The 17,333-nt window shown below is 57.7% G+C and carries 16 protein-coding genes; 7 read left to right on the plus strand and 9 right to left on the minus strand.

The annotated features are described in order from the left end of the window. From NFT33_RS11775 to NFT33_RS11810, 8 genes are all read right to left on the minus strand, one after another. Positions 1–213 (minus strand): glycosyltransferase (locus NFT33_RS11775; RefSeq protein ID WP_251675496.1); only part of this gene is annotated, 213 nt, incomplete at its 3' end. A 17-nt stretch (positions 214–230) separates the two neighbouring features. Next, positions 231–1,511 (minus strand): hypothetical protein, encoded by a 1,281-nt coding sequence (locus tag NFT33_RS11780; RefSeq protein ID WP_251675499.1) that lies wholly within the window; start codon positions 1,509–1,511, stop codon positions 231–233. Continuing rightward, positions 1,511–1,987, minus strand: coding sequence for an acyltransferase (locus NFT33_RS11785; protein ID WP_251675501.1), 477 nt, complete (start codon positions 1,985–1,987; stop codon positions 1,511–1,513). Before NFT33_RS11785 ends, NFT33_RS11780 begins: the two co-directional genes overlap by 1 nt. A gap of 55 nt (positions 1,988–2,042) precedes the next feature. Continuing rightward, positions 2,043–2,750, minus strand: a complete 708-nt coding sequence (locus NFT33_RS11790; RefSeq protein WP_251675503.1) for a DapH/DapD/GlmU-related protein — start codon at positions 2,748–2,750, stop codon at positions 2,043–2,045. Next, positions 2,737–3,645 (minus strand): glycosyltransferase family protein, encoded by a 909-nt coding sequence (locus NFT33_RS11795; RefSeq protein ID WP_251675505.1) that lies wholly within the window; start codon positions 3,643–3,645, stop codon positions 2,737–2,739. The genes NFT33_RS11790 and NFT33_RS11795 overlap by 14 nt, the downstream gene beginning before the upstream one ends. After that, positions 3,642–4,886, minus strand: coding sequence for an oligosaccharide flippase family protein (locus tag NFT33_RS11800; RefSeq protein ID WP_376744155.1), 1,245 nt, complete (start codon positions 4,884–4,886; stop codon positions 3,642–3,644). The genes NFT33_RS11795 and NFT33_RS11800 overlap by 4 nt, the downstream gene beginning before the upstream one ends. A gap of 43 nt (positions 4,887–4,929) precedes the next feature. Beyond that, positions 4,930–6,063: a GDP-mannose 4,6-dehydratase gene (gmd, locus tag NFT33_RS11805; RefSeq protein ID WP_251675509.1), complete on the minus strand. Its 1,134-nt coding sequence runs from the start codon at positions 6,061–6,063 to the stop codon at positions 4,930–4,932. A 97-nt stretch (positions 6,064–6,160) separates the two neighbouring features. After that, positions 6,161–7,099 (minus strand): GDP-L-fucose synthase family protein, encoded by a 939-nt coding sequence (locus NFT33_RS11810; RefSeq protein WP_251675511.1) that lies wholly within the window; start codon positions 7,097–7,099, stop codon positions 6,161–6,163. Between the two features lie 482 nt (positions 7,100–7,581). Here NFT33_RS11810 and NFT33_RS11815 point away from each other — a divergent pair, with 482 nt between their 5' ends. From NFT33_RS11815 to NFT33_RS11840, 6 genes are all read left to right on the plus strand, one after another. Next, complete coding sequence (locus NFT33_RS11815) at positions 7,582–8,853, plus strand: glycosyltransferase WbuB (RefSeq protein WP_251675513.1); 1,272 nt, start codon at positions 7,582–7,584, stop codon at positions 8,851–8,853. 66 nt (positions 8,854–8,919) lie between these two features. Continuing rightward, positions 8,920–9,177 (plus strand): hypothetical protein, encoded by a 258-nt coding sequence (locus tag NFT33_RS11820; RefSeq protein ID WP_251675515.1) that lies wholly within the window; start codon positions 8,920–8,922, stop codon positions 9,175–9,177. Further along, positions 9,149–10,654 carry an O-antigen ligase family protein gene (locus NFT33_RS11825; protein ID WP_251675517.1) on the plus strand — a complete coding sequence of 502 codons (1,506 nt, stop codon included), beginning with the start codon at positions 9,149–9,151 and terminating at the stop codon, positions 10,652–10,654. Before NFT33_RS11820 ends, NFT33_RS11825 begins: the two co-directional genes overlap by 29 nt. Before the next feature lie 21 nt (positions 10,655–10,675). Continuing rightward, positions 10,676–12,934 carry a GumC family protein gene (locus NFT33_RS11830; RefSeq protein WP_251675519.1) on the plus strand — a complete coding sequence of 753 codons (2,259 nt, stop codon included), beginning with the start codon at positions 10,676–10,678 and terminating at the stop codon, positions 12,932–12,934. Between the two features lie 12 nt (positions 12,935–12,946). Beyond that, positions 12,947–14,899, plus strand: coding sequence for a tyrosine-protein phosphatase (locus NFT33_RS11835; RefSeq protein WP_251675521.1), 1,953 nt, complete (start codon positions 12,947–12,949; stop codon positions 14,897–14,899). Continuing rightward, positions 14,900–15,541, plus strand: a complete 642-nt coding sequence (locus NFT33_RS11840) for a tetratricopeptide repeat protein (protein WP_251675523.1) — start codon at positions 14,900–14,902, stop codon at positions 15,539–15,541. It abuts the gene before it with no gap. A gap of 108 nt (positions 15,542–15,649) precedes the next feature. Here the strand turns inward: NFT33_RS11840 and NFT33_RS11845 are convergent, their stop codons facing one another. Next, positions 15,650–16,363, minus strand: coding sequence for a PEP-CTERM sorting domain-containing protein (locus NFT33_RS11845; RefSeq protein ID WP_251675525.1), 714 nt, complete (start codon positions 16,361–16,363; stop codon positions 15,650–15,652). Between the two features lie 359 nt (positions 16,364–16,722). Between NFT33_RS11845 and NFT33_RS11850 the strand changes: the two genes are divergently transcribed. Then, on the plus strand, positions 16,723–17,333 hold a 611-nt coding region (locus NFT33_RS11850; protein WP_251675527.1), incomplete at its 3' end, for an RNA-guided endonuclease InsQ/TnpB family protein.

The following is a 17,333-nucleotide window of genomic DNA, read 5'->3' on the forward strand; positions in this document are numbered from 1 at the left end:
ATCACTTCTGGATTCAATGTCTATTTTTAGAAATTTTTTATATTTATTTATAATATTAACAGTATTATCGGATGAGCCGCCGTCATTTATGACTACCTCGAAATCTTTATTTTCCTGACTCATTAAGCATTTCATAAATTCATCCACATAATTCTCAGCATTAAATGTTGCAACAATTATGCTTAAAGATGGCTTGCTTTCAAAATTCTTCAATTTAAACCCCTTTTTAATTACTTATAAAGTTTTTTGAATTTAAAAACAAAAAGGAACAATACAGCATTAAAACCAAGTCCGGCATACAATCCATTCATGAATGGCCCATTGCTTATCTCGAACGCAGTAAAAATATTAAGTACTATTAATGCCAGTTTCGCCAACGGTCCAGCAGATAAAACCAACGCATCCGCAATTCTAGCAAAAAGTATCATTATTACAGATATAAATGCCACGCCAGTAAAACCACATGCGCCAAACGCCGTTGCAACAAAGGAAGCATTAAGATTATGTGGCCACCCATTCATAACTTGACCTATCTCTCTGTATGTTATTTCAACTCCATTTGATTCAACAGGATAACCAAATAAATAACCAATCCCGGCGAACGGAAGACTTTTTCCAGGTCCAAAAAGATCATAATATGACGTAGAAGAAAATGACGATATAAGAAATATTCTCTCTACCATATGATAAGCCCCTTCAAAAACATCAACCTGCTCTGTAAAAGAATATATAAATGAACCGACAATCACAATAGGAAGAAGAGCAAACAAATGATTAATAGAAATATCTGGTAATTTATTTTTATCTTTGTATATTTTTGCTATAAATGCCCATAGACAACAAAGCACTGTCACCATAGAAGTATTAAAAGTTGGAGACCGCTGAAGCGTCGACATAGCCATAAGAATAGTTGAAATGAAAGTCGGCACGATTAAATAAATAAAATTTATTTTTTTCTCGACTATCAATTTAAAAAAACAACCAAGTGCGACTATTGGATAAAGTATCCGCATAGAAAGCAAAGAAGAAAACAACCCAGAACCCTCGCTGATTGCAAGTGCCTCATCATACCTCATCGCATAAAGGCTATCACGTCCTTCAACTTGGCCCAAACTGTGCAATCGCCCTAATCCACCACCAAAAAATATATATTTTAATTCAAAAAATATACACATGATCCCAAGAAAAAACAAAACATTATCTTTAACAACTATATTGGCGCAGAATATTTCTTCCGACTTGTAACCCAAAAAATAAGAAAAAACCATCGTTAAAAAAACAGAAACAAACAGGAATATTAAATTTGCAATAACAGCCAAAACCAAGGCCTCATCATATATAATATAACCAAATTCTCCAGCTGAATCCTGATTTGTCCACAAGAATGCGCTATTTGTTAAAATATAAATCGAACTAAGGAATGCAGTTAAATATGTTCCGAACAATTTTGCATGCCTAAATGCCCAATATATGTATAAAATTGAAATAACCGTATTCAAATATGGCAGCATCATTTTAATTCAATACTCTTAATAAAAGCACATGGTATTCCGCCAGCAATGCAATTTGAAGGTATATCACTCACAACGATGCTACCAGCCGCAATAACAGAGTTATCACCCACAGAAACACCTTTCAATATTTTAACACCAGATCCCAAAAAAACATTTTTACCTATAAAAATAGGCTTTCCCTCAGGATAAGGGTAAGAAAACCTATTCTCAACATCAACCGGATGAAAGTCATTATCAATGATCATCACGTCGGCGCCCGCCAATAGACCATCACCTATAGATATGCCTGCTGTGCAATAAATAACGCACCCACTAAATCCACAATTATTACCAACAGACAAAATAGCCCCATCACTAACTCTAAATATATTACCACTTCTGACGCCCAATGCAGAAAAATCACTTAAAGAACACAATATAAAATTGTCGCCAAATACAATTTTACCATTACCGCGCACATCGAATAGTGGCAACCCATAAAACTGCCCCCCTGACCCCAATATCAAGTTATCGCATGTAAAAATTAATTTAATTAACGGTGAAATTATTTTTCTCCAAAAAAACCCTTTTACTCTCAAGAAAATCGATAAAATCCTGTGAATTCTCAAAATCATTTTCTCCCTTATTAAAAAAACCAGTCTTTGCCAAATTACAGATATCATCAGCACTCATCAATGACGAAGTATTAAAATCTGAAATATATTTTTTAACGTCATCATTTTTAAATCTATTTTTGATTTTTTTTGCGGGAACCCCAGCGTAAATTGAATATTCATCCAGATTTTTTGTAACGACAGATCCCGCTGCAACCAGTGTCCCATTACCTATTTCAACCCCATCCATTACCATAGAACCCGCCCCTATCCAAACATCGGAACCTATTTTTGTCTCCTTCACCTCACTGAAATTGTTTTCAAAAAAGAATTTTTTCCATACACCAATCCCGGAAGCATAAAACATTCTATGAAACAAAACCCTATCCACTGGATGCTGGCCAAGCCCGATAATAACATTCCTACCGATACAAGAAAACCCCCCTATAACAGCATTATCTATGCAGCAGCCACTATTTATATAGCTATATATTCCAATTTTTACAGAATACAGCTCGCAGTCATTTCCAACATAGTTGCCAATAGAGAATTTTGTTTTTTCATCGAAAACCACAGATGACTTTACTATATTGCCATTTATCCTCAATATTATTGTTTTTAATAATTTTTTAAAAATATTCACGGCGGCAGCTCCAAAATAATTTAAAAGCATTGATTATTTTTGACTTCACTCCCGATATATTGTAGAAATATTTTTTGTGCGCAAATATAATTTTTTCAGTCTCCAATACATTGCGATTTATTTGAACGGGCGCCTTTGTCATAAATTCAGAATTATACAGGTCAACAGAAACACCATGGGTTCCAGAAGCATCGAAGCCACCATTTCTTACTAAAGTCTTATTTGGAAACACTGACAGCCCCGAGTTTCTGACGCAAGATATATACCAATATATAAACCATGTATTTATTTTTCCAGAAATATTTAAATCCAACTGTTTGGAATAATTATGCATCCCGTCGAAATCAATATAATTCCTCTCATGTTTACTCAAAAAAATATTTTCATCTTTTTTAAATTTTTGCCAAGCCCTTCGCCATGTAGCCCACCCCCAGCACATCGGAACTCTTAAGAAAAAAACATCATCAGCAACATCATTATTCACTGGATAAGAATACCCAGAAATATGCATGACACGTTCATCATTTTCATATTCAACAAGGCACTTATTCATGAAAACAAGAAATTCTTTTGACAAAACCAAGTCATCCTCAAGAACTATAACGCGCCCATATTTATTTACGATGTCCCCAACGCCACTTATTATTGACTTGGCAAGTCCACGATTATGATCGCTTTTATAAACATTAAATTCACCGAATTTTTCACTGAAATTATTCACAACATCAAATACATTATTAACAGCAGCAACATCGCCCTCGCGTTTTGGCCCATCTATATAAACAAAAACCTTACTAATCTCTGCTAAATAATTTTCAGAGAGACTTAACAACAATCTATATATGTGATCGGCGCGATTATACGCAAATACAACAACAGGAGCAACACCAGTCATTTAAAACTCCAAAACCTCAAAATTGAAACCAGCTGACATAAAAATAGTTTTCTTGCGAAAAAAAATCCAAAAAACAGAAGTGCCAGAGCCTGAGAAATCATTACTGAAAATGCAGCCCCAACTATTCCGTAAAAATGCGCAGCAAGTATTGTAGAGAAAAATGATATCACCACCCCGGACAATGCTTTAAAAAAAATAATTTTTTTATTATTTTGCAAAATTATCCACGGAGATTGTGCATTTGAAATAAAAGAAAATATCATGGCGACGGAGTAAAAACAAACAACATAATATCCATCCTTGTATTTTTCACCGAACAGTATGCTTATTATAAAATCCCCAAATGCAACATAAAAAATAGACACAAATAAACCGAAAATAAATAATTTTTTTGTAAGTTCGCTTATTTTTTTGAAAAATAACTCTTGGCTTATTTTTTTTGCCTCCACCATACTTGGCATACTACTCGAGACCAATGTCACTGGAATAAATGCCCAAGCAGCAACCAATGGAACGACTGCAGAATAAATACCATAAAACTCCTTACCGCATATTTTCTCAACTATCACATGGTCAATCCTAAGATAAATCGAAACCATCACCATAGACAATGCATACCATTTATAAGCACGGAACAGGCCAGGTATTCTATTTATTTTTTCAAAAGGGTTTACAACAACACTGAAATTTGAAATGGTGAGCAAAAATAATGCGGAGAGAAAAAATTCCGCAAAGTTCGCTATTGCAAAAAAAATTACTCCGCAATTAAAATATATGCCGCATATTTTAATTGCGGAAGAAATAATACATGAAGAAATTCTAGCTATTGCAGAAAATTTATAGTTATGACTTGCATTATTTAACACGTCAAAAACATCGAACATTGAGAAAATTACCGCACTAATTATCACAATTTGCGCGACATTTTTTTCGTAAAAAATAATTATTATTGCCAAAAAAATAAAGTACGAAAATAATGATGAGACAAATTTCAATCCAAATAACTCTGACGCCCTCAACTTGGTTAAATTTTTATTTTTTACTATTTTTCCTATATATATGTTATCTATGCCAAAATTTGATATGGATTGTGCAATTGCCAGAAAAGCCATCCCGAGAGATATATCGCCATAACCAGCAGGTCCAATATGTCTAGCCACAAGAGCCGTAACAAACACCCCGGATGCTATCCTCAGTATTTTTTCGAAAAATTGCCATGAAAAATTTTTTTTTACACTCATAATAAAAATGAGCCCCTACGGGGCTCAGTTCTCATATCGCAAATTATTCGTGATGATCAAACGCTTGGAACCCTGCCAGCTTGACCAGGCTGTCCTTGCGCGCCGAGGTGTAATCCGCCTCGATCATCTCGCGCACCAGTTCCTCGAACGAGGTGGTCGGCACCCAGCCCAGCTTTTCCTTCGCCTTGGTCGGGTCGCCCAGCAGCGTTTCCACTTCGGTCGGGCGGTAGTAGCGCGGGTCGACACGGACGATCACGTCGCCCACCTTGCACTTGGCCCGGTCGCCGGTGACCGCCGCGACGACGCCGATTTCCTGCTCGCCCTCGCCCTCGAAGCGCACCGTCACGCCCAGCTCGGCCGCCGCACGCTCGACGAACTGGCGCACGCTGTACTGCACGCCGGTGGCGATGACGAAGTCTTCCGGCTGGTCCTGCTGCAGCATCAGCCACTGCATCTCGACATAGTCGCGGGCGTGGCCCCAGTCGCGCAGCGCGCTCATGTTGCCCAGGTACAGGCAGTCCTGCAGCCCCAGCGCGATGCGCGCGATGGCCCGCGTGATCTTGCGCGTCACGAAGGTCTCGCCGCGCAGCGGGCTCTCGTGGTTGAACAGCACGCCGTTGCAGGCGTAGATGCCATAGGCCTCGCGGTAGTTGACCGTGATCCAGTAGGCGTACATCTTCGCCACCGCGTAGGGGCTGCGCGGGTAGAACGGCGTCGTCTCCTTCTGCGGAATCTCCTGCACCAGGCCGTACAGCTCCGAGGTCGAGGCCTGGTAGAAGCGCGTCTTCTTCGTCAGGCCCAGGATGCGGATCGCCTCCAGGATGCGCAGCGTGCCGATGCCGTCGGCATTGGCGGTGTATTCCGGCTCCTGGAACGACACCGCCACATGGCTCATCGCCGCCAGGTTGTAGATCTCGTCGGGCTGGACCTGCTGGATGATGCGCACCAGGCTGGTCGAGTCGGTCAGGTCACCGTAGTGCAGCGTGAAATGCCGGCCGTCGACATGCGGATCCTGGTACAGGTGGTCGATGCGGTCGGTGTTGAACAGGCTGGAGCGACGCTTGATGCCGTGGACCTCGTAGCCCTTCTTCAGCAGCAGTTCGGCCAGATACGCGCCGTCCTGGCCGGTGACGCCGGTGATGAGGGCAACCTTGCGGGGGTTCGAGTTCGTCGACATAGGGTGTGTTTCGCTTTCGTCTGTGAAAGGTGAGTGAAAAGGAAAGAGCCAAGAAGGCCGCCCGGGACTTTGCCGCGGGCCGCCGGGAAAACAGGTGTCAGGACTTGAAGAACGGTGCAGCTTCGTAAGCAAGGCGGATGCCGTCGCGCAGCGCCGTCTTCGCCGTCCAGCCCAGGCCGGCCAGCCGGCTGACGTCGAGCAGCTTGCGCGGCGTGCCGTCGGGCTTGCTGTCGTCGAAGACGATCCGGCCTTCGAAGCCCACCACCTGCATCACCGTCTCGGCCAGCTCGCGGATCGTCACGTCGGTGCCGGTGCCGATGTTCACCAGCGGGCCGTCGTAGCCCTGCTCCATCAGGTGCACGCAGGCATCGGCCAGATCGTCCACGTACAGGAACTCGCGCATCGGCCGGCCGGTGCCCCAGACCGTGTACTCGGCGTCACCGCGCTGCCGGGCCTCATGGGCCTTCCTCAGCAGCGCCGGCAGCACATGGCTGTTGGCCAGGTCGTAGTTGTCGTTCGGGCCGTACAGATTGGTCGGCATCACGCTGATGTACTGCCGGCCGTGCTGGCGGTTGTAGCTCTCGGCCAGCTTGATGCCGGCGATCTTGGCGATCGCGTAGGGCTCGTTCGTCGGCTCCAGCGGGCCGGTCAGCAGCGCGTCCTCCCGGATCGGCTGCGCGCAGTCGCGCGGGTAGATGCAGCTCGAGCCCAGGAACATCAGCCGCTGCACGCCCGCCAGGTGCGCGCCGTGGATCAGGTTCGCCTCGATCATCAGGTTCTGGTAGATGAAGTCGGCGCGGTGGATGTTGTTGGCCTGGATGCCGCCCACCCGCGCGGCGGCGATGAAGATGTAGTCCGGCTTCTCCTCGGCCAGGAAGGCCTGCACCGCGCGCTGGTCCAGCAGGTCCAGCTCGGCGCGGCTGCGGGTGAGGATGTTCGTGTAGCCGCCGGCCTGCAGTCGGCGCACCAGGGCGCTGCCGACCATGCCGCGATGGCCGGTGATGAAGATCTTGGATTGCGTTGAGATAGCGCTCATGGTGCAAGAAGAATGATGAAAACGAGGGGCAGAACGACGCAGGGCTCAGGCAGGAGAGGTGTCGCAGACTTGCTGCACTGCAGCACGACACGGCATGCAAATTGTGTGTCAACTGGCAACCGGATTCATGCCCCCTCACCCCTCTGATCGCAGGCCCCAGACACCTCGCAGACGCCTGATGAGCCCATCTTTGTCAGTGTTTGTCAGTAGTAGATCGGATTGCCCTTCGCGGTGTCTACCGACTTGAGTCGGAGATGGGGGCGGACTGAGTCGTTTTTCTCAGCAATGCCGGATTGGCACCGCATTCGGGGTGTGCCGTGACATCAGAGCAGGCCGGGAGCAAGGGCAAGCCCCTACACTGCACCTAACAAGCAAACGGGGAGCAGGCACAGGCTGTGCTTGTGGTCAGAGCGTCCGTCGGACCCGATCCGCCTCCCTTCGCGTCCTTCCGACCACAACTTTTTCCAGGCGAGCACAACCCGATGCGGATCCTGATCCACGGCATCAACTTCCACCCCGAACCCACTGGCATCGGCAAGTACTCCGGCGAGATGGCCGCAGAGCTGGTGGCCATGGGGCACGAGGTGCGCGTCGTGGCCGCCCCGCCCTACTACCCGGACTGGCGCATTGGCGACGGGTGGCGCAACGGCTACTCCCGGCACGAGTGGAAGGGCGTCGACGTGTGGCGCGTGCCGCTGTGGGTGCCGGCCCAGCCCAGCGGGCTCAAGCGCATCATTCACCTGACCAGCTTTTCGGTGGCAGCCCTGCCGGTGCTGGCCCGCCAGCTGCTGTGGCGGCCCGATATGGTGATGGTGGTGGCCCCGGCCCTGACCTCGGCACCGGGCGGCTGGCTGACGGCGCGCCTGTCCGGCGCACGCTGCTGGCTGCATGTGCAGGATTTCGAGGTGGATGCCGCCTTCGAGCTGGGGCTGATCAGCGCCAACGGCATCGTGCGCAAGCTGGTGACCGGCATCGAGCAATGGCTGCTGCGCCGCTTCGACCGGGTGTCGACCATCTCGTGGCGCATGCTGGACCGCACCCGCAGCAAGGGCGTGGAGCGCGAACGGCTGGTCTTTCTGCCCAACTGGGTGAACGACCAGGCCGCACGCCCCTTCACCGGCCCGAGCCGCTACCGGCAGGAGCTGGGCATTGCGGAGGACGCCATCGTCGCGCTGTTCTCAGGCACGCTCGGCGGCAAGCAGGGGCTGGAGCTGCTGCCCAAGGTGGCGCAGCGGATTCGCAGCCATCCGAAGCTGGTGATGGTGATCTGTGGTGACGGCGTGATGAAGCCGCACCTGGAACAGGCCTGTGCCGGCATGGACAACGTGCGCATGCTGCCGCTGCAGCCCGCCGAGCGGCTGGCCGAGCTGCTGCACACCGCCGACATCCACATGCTGCCGCAGAACCCGGGCGCGGCCGATCTGGTGATGCCGTCCAAGCTCTCGGGCATGCTGGGCAGCGGCAGGCCGGTGGTGACCACGACCGAGCCGGGCACCGAGCTGGCGCATGTCGTCAGCGAATGCGGCCGGGTGGTTCCCCCTGGGGACGACCGGGCCTTCGCGGATGCGCTGATCGAACTGGCGGACTCGCCCGCGCTGCGCCAGCAGCTCGGGCTCCGGGCCAACCAGTACGCCCAGAAGCATCTGATCCGGTCTGTCGTGCTGGGCCGTCTGGATCGATGCCTGCAAGCGTGTGCAACCCACACGACTGCGGGGGTTGAGCTTCCCCGGGAAAGTACGCAGACTCCAAAATAGGAGTGGAATATTTTCACTTCGTCCGTCCGCAGCTTGAGGGACGGCTTAACTTTCAGGAGCGAAAGCATGATCAAGTTTCAGGGTTCAGTGAAGGGCATGGTGCTGGTTGCAGCCGCCGTGCTGGCCAGCACGGCCAGCCTGGCCGCGCACGCCCAGGCACGTGTCGTCACCGCACGCGCCACCGTGACGGCGGCTCTGCCGGCCGTCGTATCCAGCCGTGGCACGCCCGCGGTCGGCCGTCCGGGCAGCCGTCCGACGCCGCCGGCACCCGTCGTGGTGCAGCCGCCGTGCAAGCGTGGCGGCCCCGGCATCACGCCGTGCTGATGATCGACACGACGCGACAGGTTTCACGTTGACCCGTCCATCTGGGGCCCGGCAGGCTGAGCGAGGCCTGCTGGGCCTTTTTGTTGTCTCGCTGTTCTGGCTGCCGCTGCCGCTGGGCAGCAATCGGCCCTGGGCCATTGCGCTGTTCACCGCCATGGTGTGGCTGCTGCTGGCGCTGACGGGGCTGCTGCGCCTGGCGCGCCCCGCGCAGCCGAGTGCGCCGTCGCGCTCCACCGGCTGGGGCAGCCATCTGGTGCTGGCGCTGCTGGTGGCCTTCACCGCCTGGTGCGGCCTGCAGCTGACGCCCTGGGGCTACACGGAAGATCCGCACGAGACGCGGATGTATGTGCTGCGCTGCATCGGCTACCTGGGCGCGTTCTGGCTGGTGCAGCTGCTGGTGACCAGCGACCGCCGCCGCATGGTGGTGCTGGGTGGCATGCTGGGCGCCGGCGTGGTGCAGGCGCTGGTCGCGATGGTGCTGTTTTCCGCAGCGAGCCGCTATGAGCTGATGGGCTTCGAGTTCCGTCAGGGCATCCGTGCCACGGGCACCTTCACCGGACCGGATGCTCTGGCCAGCTACCTGCTGATCGCGCTGTCTGCGGGCCTGGCGGTCATGCTGGCGCAGATGGGCCAGGGCAGAGACGCACCGGCGCACAACTGGCAAGGCCGGGCCCGGTCGGCACTGGAATTCATGATGTCCACCAAGATGCTGGTGCGCATCATGCTGATCCTGATGGTGATCGCCCTGGTGCTGACCCGATCGCGCATGGGCAACGGCACCTTTTTCCTGAGCCTGTTCCTGATGGGTGCCTGGGTGATGTGGCGCTCGCAGCGGTTGCGCCGGCCGGCAGCCATTCTGGTGGTCAGCCTGCTGGTGATCGACATCATCATCATCGGGCAATGGGTGGGCCTGTCGAAGGTGATCGACCGGATGCAGGCCACCGAGCTGGCGCTGCAGCAGGAAGAGGCGGCCAGCGCGGTGGCAGCTGCCAGCAGCGATGCGCTGATGGCGCCACGACATGCAGTGCGCAGGGAAGAAAGCCTGCATGAACGCACCCGACCGGTGCGCGATGCACTGGCCATGATCGAGGAACGCCCCTGGAGCGGCTTCGGCGGCGGCACCTTCTACACCGCCTTTCCACGCTACAAGCAAGAGTCGCTTGGGCTGCCCTACAACCACGCCCACAACGACTACATCGAGATCGCGACCGACACGGGCCTGCCGGGTCTGGCCTTGCTGGGCCTGGTCATGCTGCTGTCGCTGGGCAGGGCCATCCAGCTGATGAATGACCGCCATGGCCCCCATGTGCGTGGGGTTGCCGCCGGCGTCGGCATGGGCCTGATCTGCGCCCTCCTGCACGCGAGCGTGGATTTGAATCTACAGATAAACGCCAATGCGATGGCACTGACCGTACTATTGGCCGTGGTCTGGACGGTCCCGCGGGGCCAATCTGTACCCGAATCACGCCGTCGATAGTTTTCGCCTTTCTTCTTTCTTATGAACCAGATTCAAGTCGCTGCGCAGAGCCAGGTTCCGGCGCAGCCGGTGCCCCCGTTTGCCCCGGTCCAGATCGGACTGTCGGAGGAAAGCAAGCTGGCGCTGCTGGACCACTGGCGCAGCATCAAGAAGCGCAAGTGGCCCATCCTGGGGCTGGCGACGGCGCTGGCCGCGCTGGGCGCGGCGGTGGCCTTCTCGATGACGCCGGTCTACAAGTCGACCGCGACGGTGCTGATCGAGCCGGGCAAGCCGAAGTTCCTGTCGATGGACGACATGTTCGGCAGCGCGATGCAGAGCAAGGAGCACTACCAGACGCAGGTGGAGATCCTGAAGTCGCGCGAGGTGGCGATGCGCACCGTGACGACGATGAAGCTCTGGAACAACCCGGACTTCGACCCGCGCAAGGGCGAGGACGGGCTGTCGACCAAGCTCAAGGCGATGCTGGGCATGGCGCCGCCCAAGGTCGAGTGGAACGAGCAGACGCTGGCGGACGCCACGGTCACGCCCCTCATGAAAGGCGTCACCATCGAGCCGGTGCGGCTGAGCCAGCTGGTCAAGGTGAGCTTCGAGTCGCCGGACAGCAAGCTGGCGGCCCGGGTGGCCAATGACATCGCGGCCAACTACATCGATGCCGACCGTGATGCCAAGTTCAAGCTGGCGCAGAACCTGAACGGCTGGCTGGAAAAACGCGCCGCCGAGCTGCGCAAGAACCTGGAAGCGTCGGAGCTGGCGCTGCAGGCCTACCGCGAGGAAAAGGGTCTGGTGAGCCTGAGCGGCTCGGCACAGGCGCTGGCCGGCATGCAGGCCAACGAGGTGACGCAGCGCCTGGTGGAGGCGCGCGCACGCCGGCTGCAGCTGGAGGGCACCTACAACCTGATCGGCGGCGTCGGCAACGGCGACTACAGCGGCGTGCCGGCGGTGGTGAACCATCCGACGGTGCAGGAAGCCATTCGCCAGGAAGCGGCAGCACAGAAGCTGGTGGCCGAGCTGTCGGAGAACCTGGGCCCGAACCACATCAAGATGCAGGAGGCGCAGTCCTCGCTGGCTGCCGCGCGCAAGTACCTGGAGCAGCAGCGCCGCTCGGTCGCGCGCAGCATGGTGCAGGAATACAACCTGGCCCGGCAGTCGGAGCGCTCGCTGGAAGCTGCGCTGTCGACCGCCACCGGCGGCGTGCAGGACGTGAACCGCAAGGAATTCCAGCTGCAGGTGCTGGAGCGCGAGGTGGCCTCGAACAAGCAGCTCTATGACCTGTTCATGGGCCGCGCCAAGGAAATGGATGCCGGCAGCGACATCCAGGCCGCAGTGGCCCGGGTGGTGGACCCGGCGGTGGTGGCCACCGTGCCGGTCAAGCCGAACAAGGGCCAGATCATCATCGTGGCCTTCGTGCTGGGCCTGATGATCGGCTCGATGGGCGCGCTGCTGCTGGAGCGGATGGACAACACCATCAAGGGCAGCGAATCGGCCGAGCTGAAGCTGCACCAGCCGGTGCTGGCGGTGCTGCCGGCGCTGTCGGGCGAGCAGCTGGAGAATGTCGCGACGATGTTCATCCGCGAGCCCAACTCGCACCATGCCGAGGCGATCCGCACCGCGCGCACCGGCATCCAGCTCTCGAACGTCGACCAGAACCACCGCCTGCTGGTGGTGACCTCGAGCGTGCCGGCCGAGGGCAAGACCTCGACCACGATCAACCTGGCGCTGGCGCTGTCGCAGACCAAGCGCACGCTGCTGATCGACGGCGACATGCGCCGCCCGCAGGTGGGCGTGCGCCTGGGGCTGGCGCCGAACGCCAAGGGCCTGTCGAACCTGGTGACCGGCACCGCCTCGCTGAAGGAGTGCGTGCATGCGGTGGAAGGCAGCTCGCTGCTGGTGATGCCGGCAGGCGACATTCCGCCCAATCCGCTGGATCTGCTGCTGTCGCAGCGCTTCAAGGAGGCGATCCGTCATCTGCAGCCGCAGCTGGACTTCATCCTGATCGACACCCCGCCGGTGGAGCTGGTGAGCGATGCGCTGTCGATCGCGCCGATGGCCACCAGCACGATCTATGTGGTGCGCGCCACCGAGACGCCGGTGCCGGTGATCCGCAAGGGCCTGAGCCGGCTGCAGCGCGCGGGCGCCAACGTGATGGGCGTGATCGTCAACGGTCTGGACTTCGAGGACGCGCAGCGCTATTACGGCGAGTCTGTCAACGGGGGATACGGCAACACCTACTATCATGGGTATGCCGCGCAGCCGCCGGCGACCCCCGCCACGACCACCTGATCGCCCGCCTGCATGCTTGACCTTCATGTTCACGTCCTGCCCGGCATCGATGACGGCCCGCGCAACCTCGACGATGCGCTGAAGCTGGCCCGGGCCCTGGTGGCCGACGGCATCGAGCATGTGGTGGCCACGCCCCACATCTATCCCGGTGTCTTCGACAACACGCCGCACCGCATTGCCGAGGCCTTCGAGCGACTGCAGACCGCGGTCACCGCCGAAGGCCTGGCGCTGACGATGACCTGGGCGGCCGAGGTGCGGATCTGCCCGGAAATCATCGACTGGCTGGAGCATCGCCGCCTGCCGCTGCTCGATGGCAGCCTGGTGGGGCCGTCGACCGCGCTGATCGAGCTGCCGGACGGCCAGATTCCGGTCGGCACCGACCGGCTAGCGGGGCTGATGCTGGATCGGGGCATCACGCCGCTGATCGCGCACCCGGAGCGCAACAAGGCGGTCATGGAGCAGCCGTCGCGGCTGGAGACCCTGCGCCGCATGGGCTGCCGCTTCCAGCTGACCGCAGGATCGGTGATCGGCGAGTTCGGCAGCAAGGCCCACGCGACCGCGCGGCATCTGCTGGATGCGGGCTGGGCCGACGTGGTGGCTTCCGACGCGCACAACCTGTCTGGCCGCAAGCCGCGCATGAGCGCGGCACGCCAGTGGCTGCAGGAGCATTACGACGCGGCGCTGGCCGAGCGGCTGATGGTGCTGACGCCGCAGCAGATCGCCGGCGTGTCCTCGTTCGCGCTGGGCGCGGGCGAGCAGAAGCTGGTCTTCCGCGACCTGCCCCGACACGCGGACGCCGAGGATTCGACCTGGCGCAGCGGACTGGACCTGCTCGACGATCTGCCGGCCCTGCAGGCCAGTGCCGTGAACGACTCTTTCGGTCTGAAGGAGGCCCCCGCCGGCACGGCAGGCACGGGCGAGACGCCCACGCCAGGCTGGTCGCTGACCGACTTCCGCATCGACACGGTGGTGGACGGGCTGAACGAGGCCTCGGTCCAGGCCGGAGCCACGAGCCTGGGCGACAGCCTGTTCGGGTCGCAGCCGCCGTCGGCGCCCTCCCCGGCAGCCGACCCCTCGGCTTCCAGCGAGGATGACTGGCATCTGCCGGACTTCGGCATGAAGCCGGCATCGCGTCCGCCGAGCCGGCCAGCGGCTCCGGCACCCGCACCGACTCCCGTGCAGGCCCCGGCGCCAATGGCCGCACCGCTGGTCTGGCCGCGCGCCACCGCACAGCCGCTTCAACCGGAGCCGGAGCCGGCGCGCACTTCTGCAGCCGTGCTGCTGGAAGAGCTGCCCGAGCCGGAACCCAGGCCCGAACCGGCGCCTGCAGCGCCGACCTCCGGGGCCACGCTGATGCAGTCGCTCTGGTCCAGGCTGAAGCCGGCATCCGCACCCACGGCGCCGACGGCAGCCCCTGAGCCTGTACCTGCACCTGTACCTGCATCTGCCCCGGTGGCGGTCGAACCTCAGCCTGTGGCTGCAGCGGCGTCCGCAGCCGAGGTCACGGCCGCGCCGGTTGCACCGCCTGTGCTGCGCCCTGCGCCCGCACCGGCGCCGGTACGTGCCGAGCCGCCTGCCGCCGTGATCAGAGCGCCCGCCCCGGCTGCAGTGGCGACAGGCAGCAGCACCAGCAGCGCCAATGGCCTGCGCGGCCTGAAGCTGAGCGATCTGGAGCCGCTGGCGCCCGTGGCCATGCCACCAAGGGCGCGCGCACCTGCGGCGGCAACGCCTCCGGCACCCGCGTCCAGCAGCTTCAAGCCCGAGGCCGCCACCGACCGCGCGGGCACCGCGCGCCGCGGCATGGCCACCGCTGCCTTCCAGGGCACCCGCCCGGCCCCGCTGCCCTCGATGCCTGAGGTCTCGGCCCCGCCGGATCCGGTCATGCCCGCGCCCAGCGCGGACGGCTCCCGTCGCGGCTTCCGGCTGAGGGATCTGCCTTTCCTGTCAGCGGGACAACGCCGCTGATTGCCAGAGGAGCACATCATCGCCACAGCCTCCCCTGTCCGGCATCGGCTGCTTGATGGCCTGCTTGCCGCCACCCTGTGCGTCATGGCGGGTACCGTCACCCATCAGGCGATCCGGATCATCAGCGCCGACTGGAGTTCATCGACCGCACGGCTGGATATCACCCGCTGGGCCAGCGGCGTGCAGACCTACGAGGAAGCCGACTGGCAGCGTGCACATGGCGAGCTGACACGGGCACTGGCACTGACGCCAGCAGACGCGACGCTGCACGATGCCATGACGCAGCTCTACAGCCTGCAGGGCCAGGCCCTGTGGACGCTGGGCGAGGCGGGATCACCCGAAGTGGAGGCTTACGGCATAGCGCTGAAGCACCAGCTGGAGTCGATCAAGCTGCGCCCGACCCATGCGCAGGCCTGGGCCAACCTCAGCCTGCTTCACTACGCCGTCAATGATCCTGCAGACACCCTGTTTGCCGCCTGGCGGGAAGCAGCACGGCTGGGCCCGAAGGAAGAGGATGTCGAGAACACGCTGGTGCGCGTGGCAGGAGACACCTGGAGCATTGCTCCGGCAGATGTGCGTGCCTGGGTCGAAGAACGTCGTCCGGGCTTCACGAAGCAGATGGAACCCCAGCCTGCCAACTGAGCGCGGGCAATGATGTGCCGGCCAAGCACCGCACAAAGCAGAAGGCCCGCCGAAGCGGGCCTTTGTCGTTGCAGAGGGCAGATCATGCCCCCTGCCGAGTCAGCAGACTCAGGCAGCCTTGCCAGCGCGGCGGCGGCGAGCCACCATGCCCAGCACGCCCAGGCCAGCCATCATCATCGCGACCGAGTCGGCTTCCGGCACCGGAGCCGCGGCGAAGTCGATGGCGAACTGCGGAGCGTTCGAGGCCGCGCCGTCGTACATGTTGTTGAAGGTCAGGGCCAGCTGCTGGGTGCCTGCGGCAACGCTGAACGAAACCCACGGGCTGATGCCGTAGGCCACGTCGCCGTTGTCAGAGAACATGGTCGCGGCATCGTAGGTGCCGAGCGAAATGCCGTCAGCGTAGACCGTGAAGCTGTCGTTGTAGCCCGAGCTGGCGTAGGCATCGTCAGCGGTGAACATCTTGACGTACAGCGTGCCGCCGTTGGCCACGGCACCGTTGGTCAGGCTGGCGGTGAAGCCGAAGCTCGACAGCGGGGTCGAAGACGAAGTGGCCGGGACCGGGCCTGCGGTCAGCACGCCGAAGTGGGTGCCCAGATCATCGGCCAGACCGGCCTTCGAGACGACTTCGCTGGTGAAGGGCGCGGGACCGACCAGATCGTCAGAGACGAAGATTTTGGTCGTGCCGTAGGTGCCCAGGGTCATGGTGCCATTGAAGGTCGACCAGCTGGACGTCGACGCATTCTCGAAATCAACACCTGCGGCAAAGGCCTGGCCCGAAGCCAGACCGGCCAGCATCAGAGCTGCGACAGTTTTCTTGAACATGGAGAACTCCTTGAGTTTTCGACTTGCCATCGTCGAGGGATAGGCTTGCTGTGTCGGCTCCAATATAGGCCGCCGCTTTTGCATTTCAAAGCCCCGGCCCCTCGAACAGGGGACGTGTTTCACGGGCTCACAGAAGCACGGGCATGCCCCCCTGATGACACTGTCGACAAAACCACATCTGGCGTCGCGAGCACACCACAACACCGGATCAGTCGCCAGATTTACCAGCTCACCAGAAGGCGCGAGAAGCCCCGTCCTTCAGGGCGGAGAGGTAGAGCGCAGGCTCGCGCAGCGAGCCATTGGCGTAGAGGTCGAGTTTCCTGTGGCATGGCTGACTGGTTTTATGTACAGTATCAATCATGCCCATTCGAGCCTTCCGCTTCCAGCTGCGCCCCACACCCGGCACCGCGCACACCCTGCGCCGGTTCGCCGGGTCGTGCCGCTGGGTGTGGAACCGGGCCATCGGCGAGCAGCAGCGACTGCGGGCGGCGGGTGAGAAGTTCTCCGGCTATGCGGCGATGTGCCGCTGGCTGACGGCGTGGCGCAACGACCCGGGCACGGCGTGGCTGGCCGAAACCCCCGTGCAGGCGCAGCAGCAGACCCTGAAGCGACTGGAGGCGAGCTACCGGCGCTTCTTCGAGGGCCAGGGCGGCTATCCGAGGTTCCGGGGTCGGGGCCAGGATGCGGGGCTGCGGTTTCCGAAGGCGTCGGACTGCAAGCTCGACGCTGAGAACCAGCGCATCAAGCCACCGAAGCTGGGCTGGATGCGGATGCGTCAGTCGCAGGCGGTCGAGGGATCGGTTCGGAACTACACGCTGACGCAGGCGCGGGGCCGCTGGTTCGTGTCGATCCAGGTGGAGCAAGCGGACGTGATCCCGGCGGCGGGACTGGTGCCGACGCTGGGGATCGACTTCGGCGTGGCGCTGTTCGCGGCGACGACGGACGGTGAGTGCGTGGCGCCGCTGAATGC

Origin of the sequence: Sphaerotilus sp. FB-3, assembly GCF_023706025.1 — a bacterium.
In the GTDB taxonomy this organism is placed as follows: domain Bacteria; phylum Pseudomonadota; class Gammaproteobacteria; order Burkholderiales; family Burkholderiaceae_C; genus Sphaerotilus; species Sphaerotilus sulfidivorans.

Coding starts and splice junctions, on each gene's coding strand:
- NFT33_RS11780 (WP_251675499.1), bottom strand. CDS start 1,511: ATGCTGCCATATTTGAATACGGTTATTTCAATTTTATACATATATTGG.
- NFT33_RS11795 (WP_251675505.1), bottom strand. CDS start 3,645: ATGACTGGTGTTGCTCCTGTTGTTGTATTTGCGTATAATCGCGCCGAT.
- NFT33_RS11800 (WP_376744155.1), bottom strand. CDS start 4,886: ATGAGTGTAAAAAAAAATTTTTCATGGCAATTTTTCGAAAAAATACTG.
- gmd (WP_251675509.1), bottom strand. CDS start 6,063: ATGTCGACGAACTCGAACCCCCGCAAGGTTGCCCTCATCACCGGCGTC.
- NFT33_RS11810 (WP_251675511.1), bottom strand. CDS start 7,099: ATGAGCGCTATCTCAACGCAATCCAAGATCTTCATCACCGGCCATCGC.
- NFT33_RS11815 (WP_251675513.1), top strand. CDS start 7,582: ATGCGGATCCTGATCCACGGCATCAACTTCCACCCCGAACCCACTGGC.
- NFT33_RS11820 (WP_251675515.1), top strand. CDS start 8,920: ATGATCAAGTTTCAGGGTTCAGTGAAGGGCATGGTGCTGGTTGCAGCC.
- NFT33_RS11830 (WP_251675519.1), top strand. CDS start 10,676: ATGAACCAGATTCAAGTCGCTGCGCAGAGCCAGGTTCCGGCGCAGCCG.
- NFT33_RS11835 (WP_251675521.1), top strand. CDS start 12,947: ATGCTTGACCTTCATGTTCACGTCCTGCCCGGCATCGATGACGGCCCG.
- NFT33_RS11845 (WP_251675525.1), bottom strand. CDS start 16,363: ATGTTCAAGAAAACTGTCGCAGCTCTGATGCTGGCCGGTCTGGCTTCG.